The following is a 22,318-nucleotide window of genomic DNA, read 5'->3' on the forward strand; positions in this document are numbered from 1 at the left end:
GTTCTTATTCAAGATTTTTCATCACTTCCGTACAGCGGGGGCAAAGGGTCGGATGATTTGCGTCGGTTCCGAGTTCTTCAGAGTAAATCCAGCAGCGTTCGCATTTTTCACCCTTGGCTTTCGTTACCGTAATGGCGATACCGTCCGTATCGGCAAAAAACGCATCAACGGGAGCGTTTTTAATATCTTCGATTTTCAGTTGTGAAATAATGCAAATCGCGCGCAAATCCGCATTGCAGGCTTTGAGGGCGTTTTGCAGTTCTTCTTTCAAATAAAGCTCGACGGCGGTATCGAGGGAATGCCCGATTTCTCCTGATTTACGCAAGGGCTCGATGGCTTTGGTTATTTCGGAGCGGATAAGGAGCAGTTGTTCCCAGTTTTTGCGGGCTTCTTCCGAAAGGGTGAAACCGTCGCGATTTAAGTCCTGGGTCGCAAAAATTGTTTTCGCTTCCGGCTTCAGGGCTTCCGGAATGTAGCGATAACTTTCTTCCGCCGTAAAGCTGAGAATCGGAGCCATATCACGCAATAAAATCATTAAGATATGGTAAAGGGCGGTTTGGGCTGAACGTCTTTCCCTGCTTTCGGGGTGGGAAGAATACAGTCTGTCCTTTAAGATGTCGAAATAGAATGCGCTGAGTTCCGTCGCGCAAAGTCCGTGCAGGGCATGGTAAACTTTATGAAATTCAAAGTTTTCATAAGCGTCTTGGATTTTGTTGTGCGTTTGCATGACGGTATCCAAGGCGAATCTGTCAAGGCTTTCCATTTCTCCCGCGGCAACCATGTTCTCTTTGCCGAGGTCGAAAATACTGCCGAGCATATAGCGGATGGTGTTGCGTATGCGGCGGTAAGCGTCCACAAGGCGGCTCATGATTTCGTCGGAAAAACGGATGTCTTCGCGGTAATCGACACTGGATACCCAAAGACGCAAAAGTTCCGCGCCGTGCTTGTCGATGACTTCCTGCGGGGCGACGACATTGCCGATGGATTTGGACATTTTTCTGCCGGCGCCGTCCACGACGTAACCATGGGTTAAAACATTCTTATACGGGGCGACGCCGCGGGTTCCGACGGAAGCGAGCAAGGAGGAATGGAACCAGCCGCGATGCTGGTCGGAGCCTTCCAAGTAAAGGTCGGCGGGAAAGCCGCCTTCAGGGCGTTTTTCCATGACAGCGGCAAAACTTGTGCCGGAATCAAACCAAACGTCAAGAATATCTTTTTCCCGTTTAAAGTGCGTTCCGCCGCAGTGCGGGCATTTTATGCCGTTCGGGATGATTTCGCTGTCTTGCGCTTCATACCAATAGTCACAGCCTGTGGGGTGTTTTGCAAAACGTTCTGCGATTTCACGCATCCATGCGGGATCTTGCCATGCTTCGCCGCAATCTTGGCAAAGCAGCGCAAGAATTGGGACGCCCCATGTTCTTTGGCGGGAAATGCACCAGTCGGGGCGCTGTTCTATCATATTGTAAATTCTGTCTTCGCCCCAGCCCGGTATCCATTTCACATCGCTGCGGATGGCATTTAATGCTTTCTGACGCAGGTTATTGGTATCCATGGTAATGAACCATTGGGTCGTTGCGCGGAAAATGACAGGCTCTTTGCAGCGCCAGCAATGGGGGTAGGAGTGGGAAATTTTAGCTTGCGCAAGCAAATTTCCGACTTCTTCAAGTTTGGCGATAACATGGGGATTTGCGTCAAAAACCATCATGTCTGCGAAAAATTCGACAGCAGGCAGAAAACGTCCTTGGTCATCAAGAGGGGAGTAAGCTTCAAGTCCGTATTTCAAGCCGACTTCATAGTCTTCCCGTCCGTGGCCCGGAGCGGTGTGCACACAGCCGGTTCCTGCGTCCAATGTCACGTGTTCCCCGAGAATGACAAGAGATTCCCGTTTATAGAAAGGGTGCAACGCTTTGAGGTTTTCAAAACGTTTGCCTTCAGCTTCCGCAAGAACCGTGTACTCTTCCCAGCCGAAAATTTTCGCGCAGTTTTCAAGAAGTTCTTTTGCCAGAATATATTGGTCATTGCCTGCCTGCACAAGCACATAGATAAATTCGGGATGCAGGCAGACGGCGAGGTTGTCGGGCAATGTCCACGGGGTTGTTGTCCAAATGACGATATAGCTGCGGGCGGTATCCGCATTGGGGAAAATATCCTTTAGTTTTTCGTCAGCTAAAGGAAAACGCACGTAAACAGAGGGGGAAGTGTGATCATCGTATTCGACTTCAGCTTCCGCAAGGGCGGTCTGGCAGGAATTGCACCAATAAATAGGCTTTTTGGAACGGTTTAAATTGCCGTTTTCAGCAAAGTTGGCAAGTTCCGCCGCAGTTACCGCTTCATAGTTCGGGTCCATGGACATATAGGGATTTTCCCAGTTTCCGAGAACACCGAGGCGTTTAAACTCTTTTCTTTGAATGTCGAGGAATTTTTGCGCATATTTTCTGCAGGCTTTGCGGATAGAGGCTTCGGGCATCTGGGCTTTCTTTTCTCCGAGTTCTTTTTCCACATTGCGTTCAATGGGCAGTCCGTGGCAGTCCCAGCCGGGAACATAAGGGGTTTTATAACCGGATAAATTTTTTGATTTGATAATGATGTCTTTCAATATCTTATTTAATGCGGTTCCTAAATGGATGTGTCCGTTTGCATAGGGAGGACCGTCGTGAAAAACATACTTGCCCTTGGAGCCTGACGCTTCCTGCATCACTTCATACGTATTGTTTTGTTCCCAGAATTTGAGCATTTCAGGTTCTTTGTGGACAAGGTCCGCTTTCATGGGATATGAGGTTTTCGGTAAATTCAATGTTTTTTTATAGTCAGCCATTCTTTTTGCCTCCGGAGCGTATAAACCGTTTTATTTTGGTTTATTCTTGTAAAATCGTCAAGTAAATACAAAGTTTTTTTAAATTTTTTTTACAGGCTTGTTCCTAACGCGAAAATACTGCCGTTGGGGGCGTTTTCAAAAATTTTGCCGCCGTAAACAAGAACGGTTTTTTCCATTCGCATGCTCGCCCAGTTTTCAAAGTGCGCCTCAAGGGTTTTTAAAAGGGCTATCGCCGTGGGGGTCACGGTTTCGCCTTTGCCTGCAAAAGGACAAACGGCAGCGCCTTGAAGCAGCGCGAGAACGGCGGGTGCCGGGCTTGGGATAAGCCCGTGCATGCAATGGATTGTGCCGTCCGCCAAAGGCAGGGGACCGCAGATGAAATTATCGGGAGCAAGTTCCGTGTAAAGGGCGCAGACAAGACAAATATCCAAAATGCTGTCCAATGCGCCTACTTCGTGAAAGGTCACGGAGTCCGCCTCTTTGCCGTGCACGTTTCCTTCCGCTTCGGCAAGAAGGGTGAAGGTTTTTACGGCTAAATCCTTCGAGTTTTCGTGCATGCCGCTTTTTTCAATGATTTTTTCGATGTCGGCAAGTGTTCTGTGGGCGTGTTCATGCTCCAAGGTTATATGGGCGCTTTTTCCGCGTATGCCGTTGACAAAACGGTCTTCTATGCGGACGCGGTCTTCCAGCTGAGGAAAATTTAATGTTTTTATGTGGGAATTGAGCTGTTCTTGGCTGAGTTCAAGCAAAGAAGCCAAACCGCACAGAAGCATGTCCCCTGACAAGCCCGATTGGGGGCGTATGCAGAGGATTTTTTGCTGTGTTTTGCCATGGGTATTATGCTGATATTCGTGCGTATGCCCGTGTTCATGATGAGTATGTTCATCCGTATGGGAATGCTGGTGTGAATGCTCGCGGGAGTGTTTGTGGGAGTGTTCCATATTATTTCTCTTTTATTAACATATTCAGAATACGTGCGGTCGCGCAGGCGGCTCCGAAACCGTTGTCGATATTGAAAACGGAAATTCCGGAAGAACAGCTGGCAAGCATGGAGGACAGGGCCGTTTCTCCGTTTTTCGCCATGCCGTAGCCGACAGACGTAGGCACGGCAAGGATAGGGCTTTTAATAAGTCCGCCTAAAACAGAAACAAGGGCGGCGTCCAAGCCTGCGACGGCGATAACGATGTCGTATTCCCGGATTTGCGGGAGAGCTTTTTGTATCCGCCAAAGCCCCGCAACGCCGCAATCTTCAAACATGGAATGTTCAATGCCCAAATATTCCAAGGTTCTTGCCGCTTCCCAAGCTGTTTTCGCGTCTGCGCTTCCCGCGGAAACAACGGCTACTTTCTTGCTGGCTTTATGGGGAGGCAGGGCGAAAGCGAAGGCGGTTCGGGACAGTTCATGATAATTGATGTTTTTTTGGATGGTTTCCGGAAAACCGTAAAAAATTTCAGGCGCCAAGCGTGTAAATAAAATACTTTTTCCTGTGCTTTCATTAAATTCAAGCAGAAGGGATTGTATGATGTCTTTGTTTTTTCCCTCGCAAAAAACAGCTTCAGGCAGACCGAGACGCTCTTCACGTTCATAGTCGAATTGGACGTGAGCGGTATTTTTTTTGTTTTTCATAGGGGATTGATAGCATTTTTTCAGAAAAGAGTAAAGGCTAATCATGGCTTATGTGGTTTATTGACCTATAAAATACTTTTTTGATGTTTGAAAGTATGCTCGTTGTTTTGACAGGGCATGCTCGAAAAAAATCATGCGATGTCGGGGATAAATAATATTTTTTTCACAAGAAGCTGTTTTGTTTTTTTTTCTGATGCGTAAAAAAATATAGTATAATTTATTTTTTTTATTGATGATTTTTTTAAAAAAACGGAAATTTTCGCTGAAAATTTAAGAAACTTGCAATTTTCAAAGCATGCATTGCAAATTTTAATATGCTGCGGAATTATTTTTGTCAGGTTTTCCAAAAATATGTGAAAATAAAAACTTTACCGTCATTCCTTATTATTTTAGCTGGTTATGGTCATTTGCCATAAAAAAGACGGAAAAAGAATGGACTTTCTTATTTTAATTATGAAATACTTTAGAAAAATATGGAGGTTTTTATGGAATTTTTTATGGATTTTTTAAACAGCTTCAGCGGGTTTCTTTGGGGACCTGCCATGCTTGTTCTGTTGGTAGGCACCGGTATTTATCTTACGCTTGGTTTGAAATTTTTCACATTTCGTAAAATGCCGCAAGGTTTTGCCGGCATTTGGAAAGGGCGCAGCAGCAGCGGCGACGGGGAAATCTCTTCTTTCAACGCTTTGATGACAGCCCTTTCTGGAACAATCGGCACAGGCAACATCGCAGGGGTTGCAACGGCGATTTTCTTGGGCGGTCCCGGCGCGCTTTTTTGGATGTGGATGACCGCCCTTGTCGGCATGGCTACCAAATTTTCTGAAATTTTGCTTGCAATGTATTACAGGCAGCGTTCCCCGCAAGGCAACTATGTGGGCGGGGCTATGTATTTTATTGAACGCGGGCTCGGACCGAAATATAAATTTTTAAGTGTGCTTTTTTCCATTTTCTGCATTTGCGCTTGTTTTGGCACGGGCAACATGATTCAAAGCAACACTGTTGCCGAATCCCTTGCTTCAAATTTCGGCGTGCCGAACTGGATAAGCGCTCTCGGTTTATTTGCTGTCGCAGCTGTCGTTATTCTTGGCGGCATTCAGCGTATCGGCAATTTCGCCGGCAAGGTCGTGCCTCTTATGGCGCTTGTGTATATCCTTGTTTCTTTGACCGTTATCATTATGTATGCGGACAGGGTTGTCGATGTGTTCATCTATGTTGTGGATGACGCATTTACGCCGACCGCCGCACAAGGCGGTTTTGCCGGTGCCACCGTGATGATGGCTATCCGTTACGGTATGGCGCGCGGCGTATTTTCCAACGAAGCCGGTCTTGGTACCGCTCCTATCGCCCATGCCACGGCAACCAATAACTGTTCTGTAAACCAAGCCATGCTCGGTATGCTTGACACGTTCATCGATACGATTATCGTATGCAGCATGACAGGTTTCGCCATTTTGGTAACCGATTTGTGGCGCTCCCCCGAAGCATTGAACGGCGTCGCTCTGACTACCGCAGCGTTTGACCTCGCCCTTGGCGGCATCGGCGGCAAGCTTGTGACCATTTGCCTGCTTTTCTTTGCATTCACAACAGCTCTCGGCTGGTGCGTGTACGGGGAACGCTGCGCCATTTACCTTTTTGGTGACAAGGCCCTTATGCCGTTCCGTTTGATTTACACCTTGGCTATTCCCGTCGGGGCATTGGTGCAATTGGATTTGGTATGGCTTATTGCCGACTGTGCCAACGCATTGATGGCCATTCCCAACCTTATCGGCGTATTGCTCTTGAGTCCGTTGGTATTCAGACTTGTGAAGGAATATAATGCAACCGGCAAGGTCCATACCTTTGATGACGAACAAGAACGCAAGAAGTAATTTTTGCTGATTTTAGAAACAAAAAAGCCGTTTTTATGAACGGCTTTTTTTATGAGCGAACATTTTTTATATTTGGGATAGTATATCAACCGCGGCGGCATGTTTGGACAGTTTTTGGGGGAGAAGCCGTCTTATTTTAAAAATATTTTTGGAAAATATCTTCTAAGGAAAGTCAAAAAAGAAAAAAGGCGATTAAATAAAAAAAGCCCCTAAAAGGCTTTGAAACTGGTGGATGGTGAGAGGCTCGAACTCCCGACCCTCGGTGTGTAAAACCGATGCTCTACCAACTGAGCTAACCATCCGTCGTTTTGTCTATATACAGAGAAGCTTTTTTATTGTCAAGGAAAATTTTGCAAAAGAGGCAAAAAAGCTTAAGAACGTTTTCGTTTCGTAAAAGAAGCATGAAAATACGTATGATGAATGAAGAAACACGGAGAAGAAAATAATTGGTTTATAAAGGCGTTAAAAAAGCTGAGATAAAACGATAAGGCAGGGCAGTCAAAATCAAAACCATATGAAAATCTTGCGTGTGACCGCTAAAAAAAGCCCCGTTTAATGGATTTTCCACCAAACGGGGCTTTTGAAAAGCTTAGTTGATTACAAGTCCCGTTATTTTCTTTCGCCGAATAATCTGAGCAAATACAGGAAGAGGTTGATAAAATCAAGATACAGGGTCATAGCGCCGAGAAGCGCGCCGCGGCGCATGGCGACAGCGTCGTCAAGGGGAGCGGTTTCGCCCATTTGCTTGAGTTTTTGAGTGTCAAAAGCGGTAAGCCCTACGAAAACAATGACTCCGACAATGCTGATCACGAAATCCATGGCGGTACTTGCAATGAAAATATTGGCGAGCGTGGCAAGGATAAGTCCCCAAAGCCCCATGATACAGAAAGAACCGATACTGGTAAGGTCTTTTTGGGTCTTAATACCGTAAATGCTCATTCCTCCAAACATGCCGGCGGTGATGATGAAGGTTTTTGCAATGGAAGCTTCGGTATAGACAAGGGTGATGGGGGCGAGGAAAACGCCGTTCAGCACCGCATAAAGCATGAACAGGGACGTTGCGACAACAGGGGATAATTTATGCATGGCAAAGGAAAGGTAAAGGACAATTCCTAAAATGCCTGCAATAAGCACAATGGGCATATAGCCGGAAAAAGTCGCCATAAGAATTGTTTGATTGCTTATTGTGATATAGGCGCTGAGTGCTGTTATGCAAAGAGCCGCCGCCATCCATAAATAGACTTGCTGTAAAAAGACAGTCACGCTGGAACGGCTTGCCGCCATGCTTTGTGTTTGATTATATTCCATTTCATTTCCTCCAATGGTTGAATGAACATAGTATAAGCACGATTTGCCAAATAGGCAAGGGCAAAGAGTTCGGGAGCGGTTTTTTCCGGTTTTTTGTGCCGGTATCTTCAATTGGGCTTATTCGGAGTGGTATTGTTCTGCGTCTATTATCCCGTCCGTTCGGGTACATGTCGTTTTTTTCGGCTTGCGGTCGGTTTCATAAAAAAATTGACAATAAATGTGATACAGCCTATTTTTTTATTTAGTTACCAACATAAAATGGATTACCGTTATGAATTTGAAAGACCGTGTCAATTCAATACAGCTTCGGCGCTCATGGGACATGCCCGATTTCCGGCTCAATATTTGCTGTATAACCCTGCGGGAAGATCTTGCTCTTTTGCCGTTGTTTTTAGAGAAATATCCCAAGAGCAAAGTTTGTCTGCTGCTTGTTTTGGATCTTTTGGGCAATAGTCCTGAATACATAAGCGTTTCAACCGCCGGCGGCACGATTGCCGTTCCGGTTTGCGGGGTGAAGGACATAAAGCGGATCGCTGAATTGGAAAAAGTGATTTTCTGCAAGCCCGGAGCTGCCGGTGCCGGCATGGTGGCTGCGGTTTTACGTGAATTGGCTGTTTTGGGCATTCATAGCGTGTACTTGTATGCAGGGCGGAGAGGAAAATTCGGTGTGCGGAAAACGTTACCGGATTTCTACCGCCAGAATGAGGCAAGCTTGCAAAAGGTATACGGTCTTTTGGCGGATGATGCCAGCCGTGAGGCGTATGCCGCGCGGATCAAGGCGCTGATGACAGGAAATGCCGGATATTTGCCGCTTTCCGCGCATGAGGAATATTATCATCCTCTAGTCCGCCCGGAATACGGGGATATCATGTTGGACGGAGGCGTGTCGGACATGGTGGGCGTTCAGAAGCGATTTGCGCAAAGCGTTGGTGAGAAAGGATGCGTGTTCGGTTTTGAACCTATTCCGGATATGGCTGCAGTTGCAAGAAAAGAACTGGCGTGTTTTCCCCAGTATCATCTGCAAACCTCCGGACTGGGCAAGACCACGGAAGAGGTCCGTTTCGCGTATTTGCGGGATTCTTCCCATATGGCAGCCCAAAATTCCGAAGAGGAAAATTCCGTTCTTTGCCAGATGACGAGCATTGATGATTTTGTGCGCAAGCATTGGCTCGGTCGGGTGAACTGCATAAAACTTGATGTTGAAGGTGCGGAAATGCTCGCTTTGGCGGGAGGCAGGGAAACCATTCTGAAACACCGTCCGAAATTGATTGTCTGCCTGTACCATAAGCCGTCGGATATGGTTGATGTTCCCCTTTTCATCCATGATCTTGCCGAAGAATACGCATTGTATGTCGCACATTCGTCATGTATGTTCACGGATACGATTTTGTATGCTATCCCCCGCTCATAATTGAATATTGACGGTTAGGCGGCATGAAATTCTTCTTTCTGCTTTGTTTTAGGCAGTAATTTTGAACTTGCAGCGGCAGCGCCGGTGTTTTTTGTTTTCTTTGTTTTATGTCTGTGTATCAGCGGCATTGTTTTTGATTTAAGCGGTAAAAATTTAAAAAAAATTGCCGGCAATTTGGTTCCGGTTATTTTTATGATACGGATTGATTGCCGGCTGTGATTTGAAAAAATACGGAGAGCAAGGACTTAGAGGCAGTTTTTCAGCTCTTTTGCAATGATGCCCGCAATAAGTTTGTTGCCTTGTTCACTCGGGTGGACGCCGTCTTTTAAATCGCCGACAAAATCATTATCCAGCAGTTCTTGGAACATATTGATATAATACACTGAATTTTCAGAACAAATTTTTTCTTGTATGCTGATAAGCCTGTTCAGGCGTTCATTTTGTTCAGCATTGGCGACAGGGCTCGGACTAATGGCGATGACCTGCCCTTTGCTTTTGGCTGATTGAATGAGTTTCGTATAGTTTTCTTTGCTTTCTTCAAGGCTTAAATACGGATTTTCCGTAAATTTCATCGTATCCACGACACCGCACATCAAAAAGAAGACAGGCGTGCTTCCTGCTAAGTTGCGGACGGAAAATTCATTGTCAAAACGGGCGAGTATTTCTTTGGAAGAGTTTTTGCAAACCCCTAAATTATAAAATTTCGTAGGGGGAAGAGAAAAATTTTTTTGCAGATTGCCGATTATTAGTTGATAAAAGCTGTCTTTGGGCTGAACATTGACACCCAAGGTGATGGAATCACCGAAAAAATAGAAAATATGCATGGATTTTTCCTCTTAATATGAAAAAAATCCCCATTTATTGGTTTGTGCCGTCAATAAATGGGGAGGGTATTTTTTACAGTTTTTTTTTCTTTATATACGGTATTGCATGTTATGCAAGAGCAAGCAAAAGAAGAAGCGCTGCGATATTGATGATTTTAATCATCGGGTTGATCGCAGGGCCTGCGGTATCTTTATACGGGTCGCCGACGGTGTCGCCGGTTACAGCCGCTTTGTGCGCGTCTGAACCTTTGCCGCCGAAGTTTCCGTCTTCAATGTATTTTTTTGCGTTATCCCATGCACCGCCGCCGCTTGTCATGGAAATGGCGACGAAAATACCAGTTACGATAGTGCCCATGAGCATGGCGCCGAGGCTTGCGAATGCCGCGTCCTGTCCGCCGACAAGGGAAATAATTCCATAGAGGACAATAGGTGCGAGAACAGGCAGCAAGGAAGGGATGATCATTTCCTTAATTGCCGCTTTTGTAAGCATATCGACAGCAGCATGGTAATCAGGTTTGGCGGTTCCTTCCATAATTCCCGGAATTTCTTTGAATTGGCGGCGAACTTCCACAACAACGGCGGAACCTGCGCGGCCGACGCTCATCATGCCCATTGCGCCGAAGAGGTAAGGCAAAAGCCCGCCGAGGAAAAGACCGATGAGAACATAAGGGTCTTGGAGGGAGAAGGTGATTTTGGAAAGCGGGAAGTAGCGGGAAAGGTCTTCCGTGTATGCCGCAAAAAGAACAAGGGCTGCAAGAGCGGCAGAGCCGATAGCATATCCTTTGGTAACGGCTTTTGTCGTGTTGCCGACAGCGTCAAGGGCGTCTGTGACTTCACGGACTTCTTCAGGAAGACCGCTCATTTCGGCAATGCCGCCGGCGTTATCGGTAACAGGTCCGTATGCGTCAAGAGCGACAACCATGCCGGCAAGAGCGAGCATTGTTGTAGCGGCAATGGAAATGCCGAAAAGTCCGGCGTTATGGTAAGCAAACAAGATACCGGCGCAAATGACGATTACAGGCAATGCGCAAGCTTCCATGGAAATAGCAAGACCTTGGATGACGTTTGTTCCGTGACCTGTGGTGGAAGCTTTTGCAATGCTTCTGACAGGACGGTAGGCGGTTGACGTGTAGTATTCGGTTATCCATACCAAAAGGGCGGTAACGCCAAGACCGGTGAAAGAACACAAAAGGAGGTTGCCGCCGGTGAACGCTTTGCCGTTGATAACCATTTCACCGGTATTCCAGAAGAATGCCATGGTGATGAACGTGATAAGGGCTGCGGAAATGACAGCGGTCGCAAGGAAGCCTTTATAAAGGGCTTTCATGATTTTCTTATCGTCGGAAAGCTTCACGAAGAAGGTGCCGGCGATAGAAGCCAGGATACAAACGCCGCTGATGAGAAGCGGATAAATGATCATAAGGTTTTGCAAAGCGCCTTCAAAGTAAATGGAAGCCAAAAGCATGGTGGCGACAATGGTGACGGCATAGGTTTCAAAAAGGTCGGCAGCCATGCCTGCACAGTCGCCTACGTTGTCGCCTACGTTGTCAGCAATAACGGCAGGGTTGCGAGGGTCGTCTTCAGGAATGCCGGCTTCGACTTTGCCTACAAGGTCAGCGCCTACGTCAGCGCCTTTGGTGAAAATACCGCCGCCAAGACGGGCGAAAATGGAAATTAAGGAAGCGCCGAAGGAAAGGGCTACCAATGCCTGCATGAGTTCAGCCGTGTCGACCTGGAACATTTGCAGGATCGCATAGTAGAAAGTAACGCCTAAAAGTCCGAGACCGACAACCAACAAACCTGTGATTGCGCCGGATTGGAAAGCGATGTTCAATGCAGGGGTAAGACCTTCACGGGCTGCTTCCGCGGTACGCACGTTAGCGCGGACAGAAACGTTCATGCCGATATATCCGGCTACACCGGACAAAATGGCACCAATTACGAAACCGAGTGCGACAAGGAAAGAAAGGGAGAAAAGAAGCAGCACCGCAACAATGACGCCCACAATGGCGATAGTGCGGTATTGGCGGTTTAAATATGCCTGTGCACCTTCTTGAATCGCACCTGCGATACGCTGCATATCTTCATTGCCCGTGCTGGCTGAAAGCACGACTTTAGAGGCTTTGAACGCGTAATACAGTGCGAATGCCGCGCAAGCAAAGACCAATAATAAGGAAATAGAAGTCATATAAGACCCTCGCTACGTTGAAATGATATGGGAAAAGCCACGAAGCTCTGTCCAACATATTAGAATTAAAAATCATATATGAAAAAACAACAATAAGCAAGGATAAAGTCAAGGTATGAAAAAATAATTTTAAAACCCTAAAGAAGTGAGCACTTCGTGGGGAACAGTGTTCCACCACGTTGCGAGCATTTCAGGGGTGACGGGATTTTCCTCCCCTCCCAGAACATAAGCATGGTCGCCTGTTTGGATATTTTTTCCGTCGTAAATGTCAGTGATGTCAATGGCGGTCATTTGCATGGTGATATAGCCGAGCACGGGGCAGTGCCGTCCGAGCAGGGAAACATGAGGCACAAAATTGCTGTCTTGGCTGAAAACACGGTTGCTGCGGCGGTATCCGTTGGCATAGCCTATGCCTATCCATGCCGCCACGGTGTCGCGTTCCGCCGTAAAGCTCTGCATGTAGCTTAAGCATTCCCCGCGTTTTAAATGATTTATACTGAGAATTGGGGCGGTAAGAGCGAGGGCGGGCTTCAAATGAGGGGTCAGCGCCTCTTTTTGGGTGCCGTACAGCGGATTTCCGCCGTAAAAAATTCTTCCGATGCGGGCGATATCTCCCGCATATTCCGGATAGGCGACGAGAGCCGCGGAATTGGCGAAACTCGTTTTTATGTCAGGAAAGGCGTTTTTTAACGCTGTAACGGCAGGAGCGAGCCGCTCCGCCTGTGTTTGCATGTAGCCGTTTTCAGAAATAACATCGGCGCTAGCATAGTGCGTCAGCACATATTGCGCTGTTTTGTTGTGTTTTTTGATGGAGTGAATCACTTCACCGATATCTTGAGGCAAAAATCCGAGGCGTCCCATGCCGGAATTGATTTTTACGGCGATTTTGCTCGAATGGGTCAGTGCTTTGTCCAAGGATTGCCTGTCGTGGGCAAGGCTGACAATGTTTTCCTCTTCGCCTTTTTTGTATTCTTCGTCGGTCAGCGCTCCCAGCAGCGGGATAATTTCATTTGCGATACCTTTTTCCCTGAGCTCCAATGCCTCATAAATCGTGCCGGTGGCAAAATACTTGACGCCCTGTTTTTCAAAAAAACGTGCTATTTCCACGGCGCCATGGGCATACGCATTCGCCTTGATGACAGGCATAAGTTCCGGATGGAGATTTTTAACCTGTCTGTAATTGTAAAGAAGCGCATCGAAATCGATTTGTATTCTGCAAAAAGCGTTTTTCATGGTTCGTCCTTTTTTGTCTTTTTGTATTGTAATATGAATTCCATAAAAAGCAAGACAAGATTTTTACAGTGATTTCAATATGATATATTTATAAAAAAATATTTTTTTAAAGAATTTATTTGCTTTATTCTTCTGAAAATTTATGTTACAATTTTTGTGATTTTTTATAATATGAATATGTGGAATATGTGAATGCTTTGTTTTTTTAGATATGTCGTCATAATTTTCGCTTTTTTCTTCGGGGCTGCGGCAAACGCGCAAGCCGTGGAGCTGCCCGATTCCATCGCTTCCGACGGCTCCCTCGTGACAAAGGATGAATTGCCTTGGAAAATTTATGCGGATTCCCTTGTGAGCGTGAACGACGGAGTCGTGATTGAAGGGCGCGGCAATGTTTTGCTCGTCCGCGGTGATGATTATTTAAAAGCTGATTTTGCCAGATTATACACAAATACCGAATGGATTTTGCTGCAAGGAAATGTTTATGCGAAACTGGGCACCGATGAAGTCGAAGCAAAGGAAGCCGAATTTGATTTGACAAACAGCACAGGCTGGCTGAAAGACGCGAAGCTTTTTCTTGCCGGTCCGCACATGTATTTTAAGAGCGATGAAATATATAAAAAGGGAGAATCCCGCTATTCCCTTTTAAAGGCTACCGCCACGACCTGCGACGGTTCCGTTCCCCTGTGGAAAATCGAAGCTAAGGAAGCCGATCTTGAAGTTGACAGTTACGCGCATTTTTTTGATGTCATTTTCAATATAAAGGATAAGGGGGTGGCATACGTTCCTTATTTTGTCGCACCGACCAAGACGACAAGGCAAAGCGGTTTGCTGCTTCCCAATTATGGTTATAGCTCCACACAAGGTTTTTACTATACCCAGCCTTATTTTCATGTGATTGACCAAAGCCGGGATTTGACGGTTTACGGAACTGTTCTGACGGAAAAAGGGTTCATGCCGTCCCTCGAATACCGTTCCCACACAAAAGAAAATGAAAAACTGTGGGCGATGGTCGATTTTTTATATGACGACACGCGGGTTTTGAGTGAAGGACAGGATTCCGTGGACCAAACGGACGGGAAGATCCGTCCGAACAGGACCCGTTACTGGCTGAGAGCCATGGGCAGCGGGGATATTTTCGAGAGCCGCTGGAACTATAAATATAATTTGGATTATGTTTCCGACCAAAATTTTATTCGTGAATTCAGCAACCGTATGACAGGTTTTGATTATACCCGTGACAACAGTTACAGCATGTTCGGACGAAATTTTGCCGAAGCGGATGAGAACAGGGTGACTCAGGGCTTTGCGTACAGGAATTATGAGAAGTTTTATTTGACGGCAGGAATGAAATATACGCAAGACCCGAGTTTCGGACACGGAAACCTTTCCCATAAATACGATACGACGGTTCAGCATCTTCCGGAATTTGGCTTGTATTGGAACAGGGATAAAATCGTTGAAAATTTTCCTTTGGAATGGAACATGCAAGCCAATATGGGCTATTATTACCGCCGTTTCGGCACGAAAGGCGCCAAGGCGGAGCTTTATCCGGAGGTGGCGTATCCTGTCAGTTTGGGCTTTGTCCGCGGTGAAGTCGCAGGGCGCGCCAGAGGAACCGCATATACGGGCATTTCAGGAAAAGACACTTCTTTGCTGAATGATTTGGGCAGCGGGGAACAGCAAGGCAGCGACACACGCTTCATTCCGGAATTTCGTTCGAGTTTTTACGCCCAAGCTGACCGTATTTGGCAGTTTGAACAGGAAAACGCCCCCGTTCAGGAAAATGTCGGCAAACGGGAAATGGTTGCGCTGAAGCATACCGTTCAGCCGAGAATCGCTTATGAATGGATAGAGCATGTTGATCAGGAAGGAAATCCCTTTTTCACCATTGAGGACAGACTGCAGGGCAAAAATGATTTAATAGTCCGTCTGGATAATATTTTGACTGCGAAATACAGTTCCGTTGTCCGGCAGAAAGACGGAATCGGCAATAATTATTCATACCGCGATTTCATAAATCTTTCCGTCAGCACCGGCTTTGATTTTAAAGAGGACAGCAGAGAAAAACATGTTGAGGTTTATGAAAGAAGACCATGGCATGATTTGAGAACCCGTTTGGATTTCAAGCCGCTGAAATGGATCAATTTCCATGGTGATGCTTATTATTCTTTTTATGACGGCAAACTGAACCGTGTGGATGTGGGTTCGACTTTGTTCCATAACACCTATGGTTCTTTCAGAACAAGTTACAGTCAGCGCGAGCCTAATTACAATTACAGAAGATTTGTGAATTACGACAATGTCAATGACATAGTTCCCAGCGGAAAAATCAATGTTATCACCAATACGCTGTCGTTGAAAGCTTCTCCCGAACTTTCCCTTTATATAATGGAAAGGACGAATTTGGATACGGGAAAAAGCTATGAACGTGTCGCCGGAGTCGGGTATAAACATCAGTGTTTATATTTGTACGGGGAATATACGAAAGACCAGATTGAGGAACGTTTCAGTTTGAATATAGAATTTTTGGGGTTAGGGTTTTAATTATGATTGCGAGGCTTGTTTGCGGGGCTTTACAAGGTATAGAAGCGTACAAGGTCGAACTTGAAATTGATTACACCAAGGCGGGCATGCCGGCTTTTGTCATGGTCGGTTTGGCGGAAGGCGCCGTTAAGGAAGCGAAAGAACGCGTGTTTACGGCTATCCGTGCCTGCGCGTTCAAACTTGCGCCTGCCAAAATCACAGTAAACCTCGCCCCCGCCGACAGGAAAAAAGCGGGCACCGCTTATGATTTGCCTTTGGCTATCGGCTTATTGACGGCATCACAAAATATTCATCCTTCTTTAAATACGGAAAAAATTTTTTTTGCCGCAGAACTTTCATTGAATGGGACACTGCGGCCTGTAAGCGGAATTTTGCCTCTCGCCCTTTTAGCCCGCTCTTTGCATATGGATGCGATGATTGTTGCGCGTGAAAACGCCGGTGAAGCGGGCATTGTTGACGGGCTGACCGTCTACGGTCTTGATACGCTTATGGATGTGCTTGATTTTATTTGCGAAAAAGCTTGTTTTGAGCCGGTAAGGCATAAGCAGGGTGAAGAATGCCGAAGTTATGATATGGATTTTTCCGAAGTGAAAGGGCAGGAAGAAGCGAAACTCGCCATAGAGATTGCGGCGGCAGGCGGGCATAACCTCCTTTTCATCGGTTCGCCGGGCAGCGGCAAGACCATGCTTGCAAAGCGGATACCGACAATTCTGCCGAGTTTGACCTTTGAAGAAGCTTTGGAAGTGACAACCATTTACAGCGTATCCAATAAATTGACCGCAAAAGGGCTTGTGACGGCAAGACCTTTCCGTTCCCCTCACCATACGGTTTCGGAAATCGCCCTGATCGGCGGAGGAAGTTATCCCAAACCGGGGGAAGTGAGTCTTGCCCATAGGGGAGTGTTGTTTTTAGATGAATTGCCTGAATTTTCCCGTTCGTCTTTGGAAGTTTTGCGGCAGCCTTTGGAAGACGGGTTCGTTTCCATTTCCCGTTCCGCCCAAAGCTTGACCTATCCCGCTTCCTGCATGCTCATTGCCGCCATGAACCCTTGCCCCTGCGGATATTACGGGGATAAAAAACATGAATGCACATGCTCAAGCCAGCAGTTGGCACGGTATCGGGCTAAACTTTCCGGACCGCTGCTCGATAGGATTGATTTGCATATCGAGGTTCCTTCCGTACAGTTTGAGGATTTCCATACCGATTTCAAAGGCAAGGATTCCGCAGGCATGAAGCTGCGTGTTGAAAACGCGAGAAAAATTCAGAAAGAACGCTATAAGGGTACAGCATGTTTGACCAATGCTGATTTATCAGGAGCCATGCTTGAAAAATACTGCTTTTTAGAGCAGAAGGAAAGGGACTTTTTGGGTAAGGCGGTGGACAGGCTCGCTTTGTCCGCGCGTTCGTTCACACGGATTTTAAAGGTTGCGCGCACTGTTGCCGATTTGGAAGAACAAGAAAAAATTGCGGTTTCACATATCGCTCTTGCCATCCAATGCAGGGCATTGGACAGAACCATGAAAAATCAAGGGGGAATTGCATGAATCCTTTGCGACATAAATTTTTGCCGATTTCTTTCGTTATTGCTGTGATCGGTTTGTTTTTTTCCGTATATAATATTTTAAGCGTTTTTTTATTTGAAAAAGTCTGTACGGACAATTGCAGTGTTTTCGCCAATTTCACTATCATGGGCTTTTCCCTGTGGTGGCTCGGAGCGATATTTTTCGCAGGTATTTTGATTTTATCTTTATTCGGCTGCGCGTATGTCATACGGATTTTAACCGCCGCCGCGCTTTTTTTCGATATTTTTCTGCTTTTGATCATGGTGAACACCACGCTTTGCATTGTTTGCATCATTGCGGGGATTTTGCTTGCGTGTTCCTATTATGCCGTCCGTTATGAAAACAGGCGTCCTATCGCTCCGTATCCCAAAACCTTGCTGCTTTCCGTTTGGTGTTTTTTGTTCGTATTGCTGATTGGTTCCGCAATCAATGCAAATCAGCGCGGGGTGCCTTTTATCGAAATTGAAAATCCAAGCACGAAGATTTTCTTTTCCCCTTCTTGTACGGCTTGCAAAGATATTCTTGAGAAAGAGCATACGAATAAAAATATCGCATGGTTTCCCGTGGAGGAAAACGGCAACGATATTTGGCGTATCATGTATATGTGGGAACGCCTGGAAGCGGGAGACACTTTGTATCAGGCATTGCTGAATTCGGAAAAGAGAAAACCCGAAGAACACGTTGATTTTTTTGATGTGTTCAGTTTTCGGTATTTCGTAATCCAATACCGGGTTTGGAAAAATACCGCCATTGTCAAGCGCAGAACGTCGTTCATCCCTTATATTGAAGTTTTTGGCGCACCAAAGGATTTACCCGTGCAAACCGTGCGGCTGGAGCAATCCGCCGTAATGGAAACCGAAACAAATATCAGTGCGTTAATCGGTAAGGAAACGACGCTTTGCGGTGATGAGGCAAAGCCGTGCGAAGAATGACGGCTGCGGAAAAATCGGAAAAGAACGATTGAGAGCCGTCCCTCCTAATCTTTTATTTCAAGAAAAACTTCCTGCACGCGGATAATGGCTTCTTGGGAGCCGAACACATAAACGACATCGTTTTCGAAAAATTCCGTTTCAGCGTTCAGTTCCGTGATATTTTGCGTTGTTCTGTGTATTGCGGCGACGTTTATCTTATAGATGTTCCTTAAAATTCCGTCGCCTAATTTGGTGCCGATGAGTTTGCAGTTTTTTTCCACTTTTAAGCTTGCGAACTGCAAATCGGGCAAATTGTCTTTTATCGCCTGCAAATTGCTGCCTAAATCTATGGTGTGCGCACCCGAATAGACTTCTTTGCGGATCTGCTGGACATATTGTTCGATTTGCTGGCGGGGGATAAGAAAATAATTGAGAACTTTCGCAAAAACTTCGATGGACGTTTCAAATTCTTCCGGAATGACATCATCGGCTCCCAGTTCTTTTAAACCGGTTATTTCTGATAAAAATCGGGTCCGTACGACAATATGCAGACCGGGATTGAGTTTTTTGGCGTTGCTAATTATGGCGCGCGAACCTGTGGGGTCTGAAGTCATAATCGCCAGACAGCGCGCCTTTTTCACGCCCAAATGCTCAAGCACCAAAGGATAGCTTGCGTCACCGTGAAAAATGGGCTCGATGTCTTTAAAACGTTTTACCGTATCCGGATTGAGTTCTGAAACAACATAGGGAATTCCGCTTTCCTTGGCTACCTTGGCGAGGCTTTTTCCTCCGATTCCGAAGCCGATGATAATGATATGCTCATTGAAATCGTTCTGTTTTTCCGGTAACACGTCTTCTTCATGGGCGTATTTTTTAAAATAGCCGCTGAGTAATTTAGCGGCAAACTGCGGAGCGTTGTTGATGAAATAAGGCGTCAGTGTCATGGTGATGATACTGGCAGCCAAAAAAGTTTGGTATCCGTCATTGTCCATGAGGTGAAGCGTTAGGGCGTGCCCGGCTAGCACAAAGGAAAATTCTCCGATCTGGGACATGCTGAAAGCCGAAATAATGGCGGTGCGCATGGAATATCCCGTAATTTTCACCACAGGAACAAGCGTAAAAAGTTTTATGGCGAAAATAAGAGCCGCTATGGAAAGAACGATAAAAATATGGGAAATGAAAAAGTCCAAATTCAATAACATTCCGACAGAAATGAAGAAGATACTTGTGAAGATTTCTTTGAACGGCAGAACATTTTCCATAATGCTGACACTGTATTCCGATTCCGCAAGAAGCAAACCCGCGATAAACGCTCCCAAGGAAAGGGATAAGCCTATAGAGGCTGTTATCAGGGCTACGGAAAAGCAAAATCCCAGGACTGTCATGAGCATAAGTTCGCGGGAACGGGTTTTGACGACGGCAAACATGAGGCGGGGTAAAATGAATTTGCCGAACAGGATAACGCCGATAATGACAAGGGAGTTTTCGCCGAGGGTGATCAGGCTTTCTTGCAGGGATAATTCCAATTTTCCGCTGAGAAGCGGAAAAAGAAGCATGATAGGGACAATGACGAGGTCTTGGAAGATGAGGATTGCAAGGCAAACCCTGCCATGCGGCGAATCAGACTGGGCTTTTTGCTGGAAAAGGCTCAAAACAATGGCGGTGGAAGAAAGGGTGACCAAACAGCCGAAGGCGACAGCGTTTTGCCATGGCAATAAGGCGGAAAATATTGCTGTAATCAGTAAGATAGTGAAACTTATCTGTCCGAATCCGCCAATTAAAAGGGGGCGTTTTATCCGTTTCAAATCTTTTAAGGAAAGTTCCATGCCGATGGTGAAAAGCAAAAGGGCGACGCCGACCTCCGCCATAATGTCGACCGCTTCAATTTCCGACACAAGTTTCAGCGCGGAAGGACCGCAGATAATGCCGGCGACCAATAACGCGACAATGCTGGGAATTTTGAATTTCGCACAAATAAGGATGACCACGATGGAAATCATGAAAACTGCGATAAGTTCCTGTAAAAAATCAAAATGCATAGCCTTACCTTGATTGTTCGGATTAATGGGTTATAATACAACAAGTTATAGCGGATAATTTAAATAATGCAAGTATGGAAGAAGACTAAAAATGCATGAAGAAAGAGAAAAAAGCGGAGCATTAATATTAAACAACAAAGAGCACCGAACAAAAGCTAGGTGCTTATTGCATAAGGAGCATTGCGAAGGGGCAAAAGCCCCTTGAATTATTTATTATTCAATTTCACAATGCTTTTTACGGTGTCAGACATTAAAGCGCCTTTATTCACCCATTCCTGAAGTTTTTCCGTGTCGATACTGACTTCAGCAGGGTTTTTGTGAGGATTGTAATATCCTAAAAAGTCCAAAGGACGTCCGTCACGGCGGGTTTCGCTGTTGATGGCAACAACACGGTAGAAAGGAAGTTTCTTAGAGCCGCTGCGGGTAAGTCTGATTTTTACAGCCATTGTAATCTCCTCTTTTTTATGGTAGATATTATCTTTTTTTCTTTTTCTTTTTATCTTTGTCACGTTTTTTCTTGGTGGCGGAAGTACCGCGGGAGCCCGGCATTCCGGGCAGAGAACCCAAACCGCCAAGTCCGCCCATATTTCCTAAACCGCCGAAACCGCCCATGCCGCCCAGTCTGTTCATGCCGCCCAACTGGTTCATATTGGGCATAGGGGGCATTTTTCCTTTGCCGCCTTTCAGCATGCCGGACATCATTTTGCGCATTTGGTCAAATTGACGCAATAGCTGGTTGACATCTTGGACTTTTGTGCCTGAACCGTTCGCAATACGTACTTTTCGTGACGGATTGATGATATCGGGGTTACGGCGTTCTTTCATGGTCATGGAATTGATGATAGCTTCTGTTTTGGCTATTTCTTTTTCATGTCCTTTCATTTCGCCAAGTTGTTTTGCAATGCCGCCAAGACCCGGAATCATTTTTAAAATGGATTCGAAAGATCCCATGGAACGCATACGTTTCATTTGCGTGCGGAAGTCTTCAAGGTCGAACTTGGCCTTTTGCATTTTTTTCGCAAGGGCTTCCGCCTCTTCTTGTTCGATGGTGCTCTGGGCTTTTTCCAACAAGGTCAGCACATCGCCCATGCCAAGAATGCGCCCTGCGATCCTGTCCGGGTGGAATACTTCCATTTCTGAAAGTTTTTCTCCCATGCCGACAAATTTTACGGGTGCGCCGGTAACGGCTTTAATGGAAAGAGCCGCCCCGCCTCTTGCGTCGCCGTCCATTTTGGTGAGCACGACGCCTGTAATGCCGATTTGCTGATTGAACGCGTCGGCAACGGTGACGGCATCCTGCCCGGTCATGGCGTCAGCCACAAACAACGTTTCCTGTGGTTTCGCAATATCCTTGATTGTTCGGAGCTCTTGCATGAGGGGTTCGTCAATATGCAAACGCCCTGCCGTATCGAGAATAACAACGGTGCATTGTTTTTCTTTCGCATCCATGAGAGCGTTTTGCACAATATCGGCGGGTTTCATATCCGCTTTGGAATCGAAGCAGGGAATATCAAGTTGTTTCGCCAAAGTGCGCAGCTGCTCAATAGCCGCAGGACGGTAAACATCGGCAGGAACAAGGTAAGGCTTCATTTTTTGTTTGCGAAGCAAAAGAGCCAGCTTACCGGATGATGTGGTTTTACCGGACCCCTGTAATCCTGCCATAAGGATAACAGCGGGCTGCTGCCCCTGCAATTTCAGTTCCGTGCTTTCACCGCCGAGCAGATGCACAAGTTCGTCGTTAACAACCTTAATGACTTGTTGGGCAGGACTGACTCCTTTCATGACGAGCGTGCCAAGGGCTTTTTCTTTTACCGTGTCCGTAAAATCTTTTACGACTTTAAAGTTGACATCGGCTTCAAGAAGCGCCAAGCGCACTTCACGCATAGCCTCCTGGATGTTTTCTTCCGTAAGCTGCACACGTCCGCCAAGGGAACGGAACACGCCGGAAAGTCTGTCAGTTAAGCTTTCGAACATAGTTATTCCTAAATA

General features: G+C 46.2%; 15 protein-coding genes and 1 tRNA gene. 5 read left to right on the top strand and 11 right to left on the bottom strand.

Features of this window, described 5'->3' with window-relative positions; genetic code table 11:
- Positions 1–4 precede the first annotated feature (4 nt).
- The 3 genes from ileS to larB all read right to left on the bottom strand — a co-directional run bounded on the left by ileS (position 5) and on the right by larB (position 4,441).
- Positions 5–2,815 (bottom strand): isoleucine--tRNA ligase, encoded by a 2,811-nt coding sequence (gene ileS, locus JBF11_RS08745; RefSeq protein ID WP_334315096.1) that lies wholly within the window; start codon positions 2,813–2,815, stop codon positions 5–7.
- An 89-nt stretch (positions 2,816–2,904) separates the two neighbouring features.
- Positions 2,905–3,756, bottom strand: coding sequence for a nickel pincer cofactor biosynthesis protein LarC (larC, locus tag JBF11_RS08750; protein WP_334315097.1), 852 nt, complete (start codon positions 3,754–3,756; stop codon positions 2,905–2,907).
- Position 3,757: 1 nt separating this feature from the next.
- Positions 3,758–4,441, bottom strand: coding sequence for a nickel pincer cofactor biosynthesis protein LarB (gene larB / locus JBF11_RS08755; RefSeq protein ID WP_334315098.1), 684 nt, complete (start codon positions 4,439–4,441; stop codon positions 3,758–3,760).
- A gap of 485 nt (positions 4,442–4,926) precedes the next feature.
- Between larB and JBF11_RS08760 the strand changes: the two genes are divergently transcribed.
- Positions 4,927–6,309, top strand: a complete 1,383-nt coding sequence (locus JBF11_RS08760) for an alanine/glycine:cation symporter family protein (RefSeq protein ID WP_334315099.1) — start codon at positions 4,927–4,929, stop codon at positions 6,307–6,309.
- Between the two features lie 226 nt (positions 6,310–6,535).
- Here the strand turns inward: JBF11_RS08760 and JBF11_RS08765 are convergent.
- Both JBF11_RS08765 and JBF11_RS08770 read right to left on the bottom strand, forming a co-directional pair.
- Positions 6,536–6,611, bottom strand: a tRNA-Val gene (locus tag JBF11_RS08765).
- A gap of 307 nt (positions 6,612–6,918) precedes the next feature.
- Entirely contained in the window at positions 6,919–7,617 is a 699-nt protein-coding gene (locus JBF11_RS08770) for a Bax inhibitor-1/YccA family protein (RefSeq protein WP_334315100.1), read from the bottom strand.
- Between the two features lie 271 nt (positions 7,618–7,888).
- Here JBF11_RS08770 and JBF11_RS08775 point away from each other — a divergent pair, with 271 nt between their 5' ends.
- On the top strand, positions 7,889–9,028 hold the full coding sequence (locus JBF11_RS08775) for an FkbM family methyltransferase (protein ID WP_334315101.1): 1,140 nt from the start codon (positions 7,889–7,891) through the stop codon (positions 9,026–9,028).
- A 245-nt stretch (positions 9,029–9,273) separates the two neighbouring features.
- Here JBF11_RS08775 and JBF11_RS08780 read toward each other — a convergent pair whose 3' ends face one another.
- From JBF11_RS08780 to alr, 3 genes are all read right to left on the bottom strand, one after another.
- On the bottom strand, positions 9,274–9,852 hold the full coding sequence (locus tag JBF11_RS08780) for an SGNH/GDSL hydrolase family protein (protein WP_334315102.1): 579 nt from the start codon (positions 9,850–9,852) through the stop codon (positions 9,274–9,276).
- 109 nt (positions 9,853–9,961) lie between these two features.
- Positions 9,962–12,040 carry a sodium-translocating pyrophosphatase gene (locus JBF11_RS08785; RefSeq protein ID WP_334315103.1) on the bottom strand — a complete coding sequence of 693 codons (2,079 nt, stop codon included), beginning with the start codon at positions 12,038–12,040 and terminating at the stop codon, positions 9,962–9,964.
- A 129-nt stretch (positions 12,041–12,169) separates the two neighbouring features.
- Entirely contained in the window at positions 12,170–13,273 is a 1,104-nt protein-coding gene (gene alr, locus JBF11_RS08790) for an alanine racemase (RefSeq protein WP_334315104.1), read from the bottom strand.
- A gap of 192 nt (positions 13,274–13,465) precedes the next feature.
- On the opposite strand from alr, the gene JBF11_RS08795 reads away from it, so the two are divergent.
- The 3 genes from JBF11_RS08795 to JBF11_RS08805 are packed head-to-tail and all read left to right on the top strand — an operon-like array spanning position 13,466 to position 18,311.
- Entirely contained in the window at positions 13,466–15,817 is a 2,352-nt protein-coding gene (locus JBF11_RS08795; protein ID WP_334315105.1) for an LPS-assembly protein LptD, read from the top strand.
- Positions 15,818–15,819: 2 nt separating this feature from the next.
- Positions 15,820–17,361: a YifB family Mg chelatase-like AAA ATPase gene (locus JBF11_RS08800; protein ID WP_334315106.1), complete on the top strand. Its 1,542-nt coding sequence runs from the start codon at positions 15,820–15,822 to the stop codon at positions 17,359–17,361.
- Positions 17,358–18,311: a hypothetical protein gene (locus JBF11_RS08805; protein WP_334315107.1), complete on the top strand. Its 954-nt coding sequence runs from the start codon at positions 17,358–17,360 to the stop codon at positions 18,309–18,311. The genes JBF11_RS08800 and JBF11_RS08805 overlap by 4 nt, the downstream gene beginning before the upstream one ends.
- A gap of 44 nt (positions 18,312–18,355) precedes the next feature.
- Here JBF11_RS08805 and JBF11_RS08810 read toward each other — a convergent pair whose 3' ends face one another.
- The 3 genes from JBF11_RS08810 to ffh form a co-directional block, all read right to left on the bottom strand.
- The gene (locus JBF11_RS08810; protein WP_334315108.1) at positions 18,356–20,329 is read right to left on the bottom strand and encodes a monovalent cation:proton antiporter family protein; all 1,974 of its coding nucleotides are present in this window, start codon (positions 20,327–20,329) and stop codon (positions 18,356–18,358) included.
- A 206-nt stretch (positions 20,330–20,535) separates the two neighbouring features.
- Positions 20,536–20,775 carry a 30S ribosomal protein S16 gene (rpsP, locus tag JBF11_RS08815; RefSeq protein ID WP_334315109.1) on the bottom strand — a complete coding sequence of 80 codons (240 nt, stop codon included), beginning with the start codon at positions 20,773–20,775 and terminating at the stop codon, positions 20,536–20,538.
- A 28-nt stretch (positions 20,776–20,803) separates the two neighbouring features.
- The gene (gene ffh / locus JBF11_RS08820; protein WP_334315110.1) at positions 20,804–22,303 is read right to left on the bottom strand and encodes a signal recognition particle protein; all 1,500 of its coding nucleotides are present in this window, start codon (positions 22,301–22,303) and stop codon (positions 20,804–20,806) included.
- Positions 22,304–22,318 lie beyond the last annotated feature (15 nt).

This window comes from Taurinivorans muris (genome assembly GCF_025232395.1).
Taxonomy (GTDB): domain Bacteria; phylum Desulfobacterota; class Desulfovibrionia; order Desulfovibrionales; family Desulfovibrionaceae; genus Taurinivorans; species Taurinivorans muris.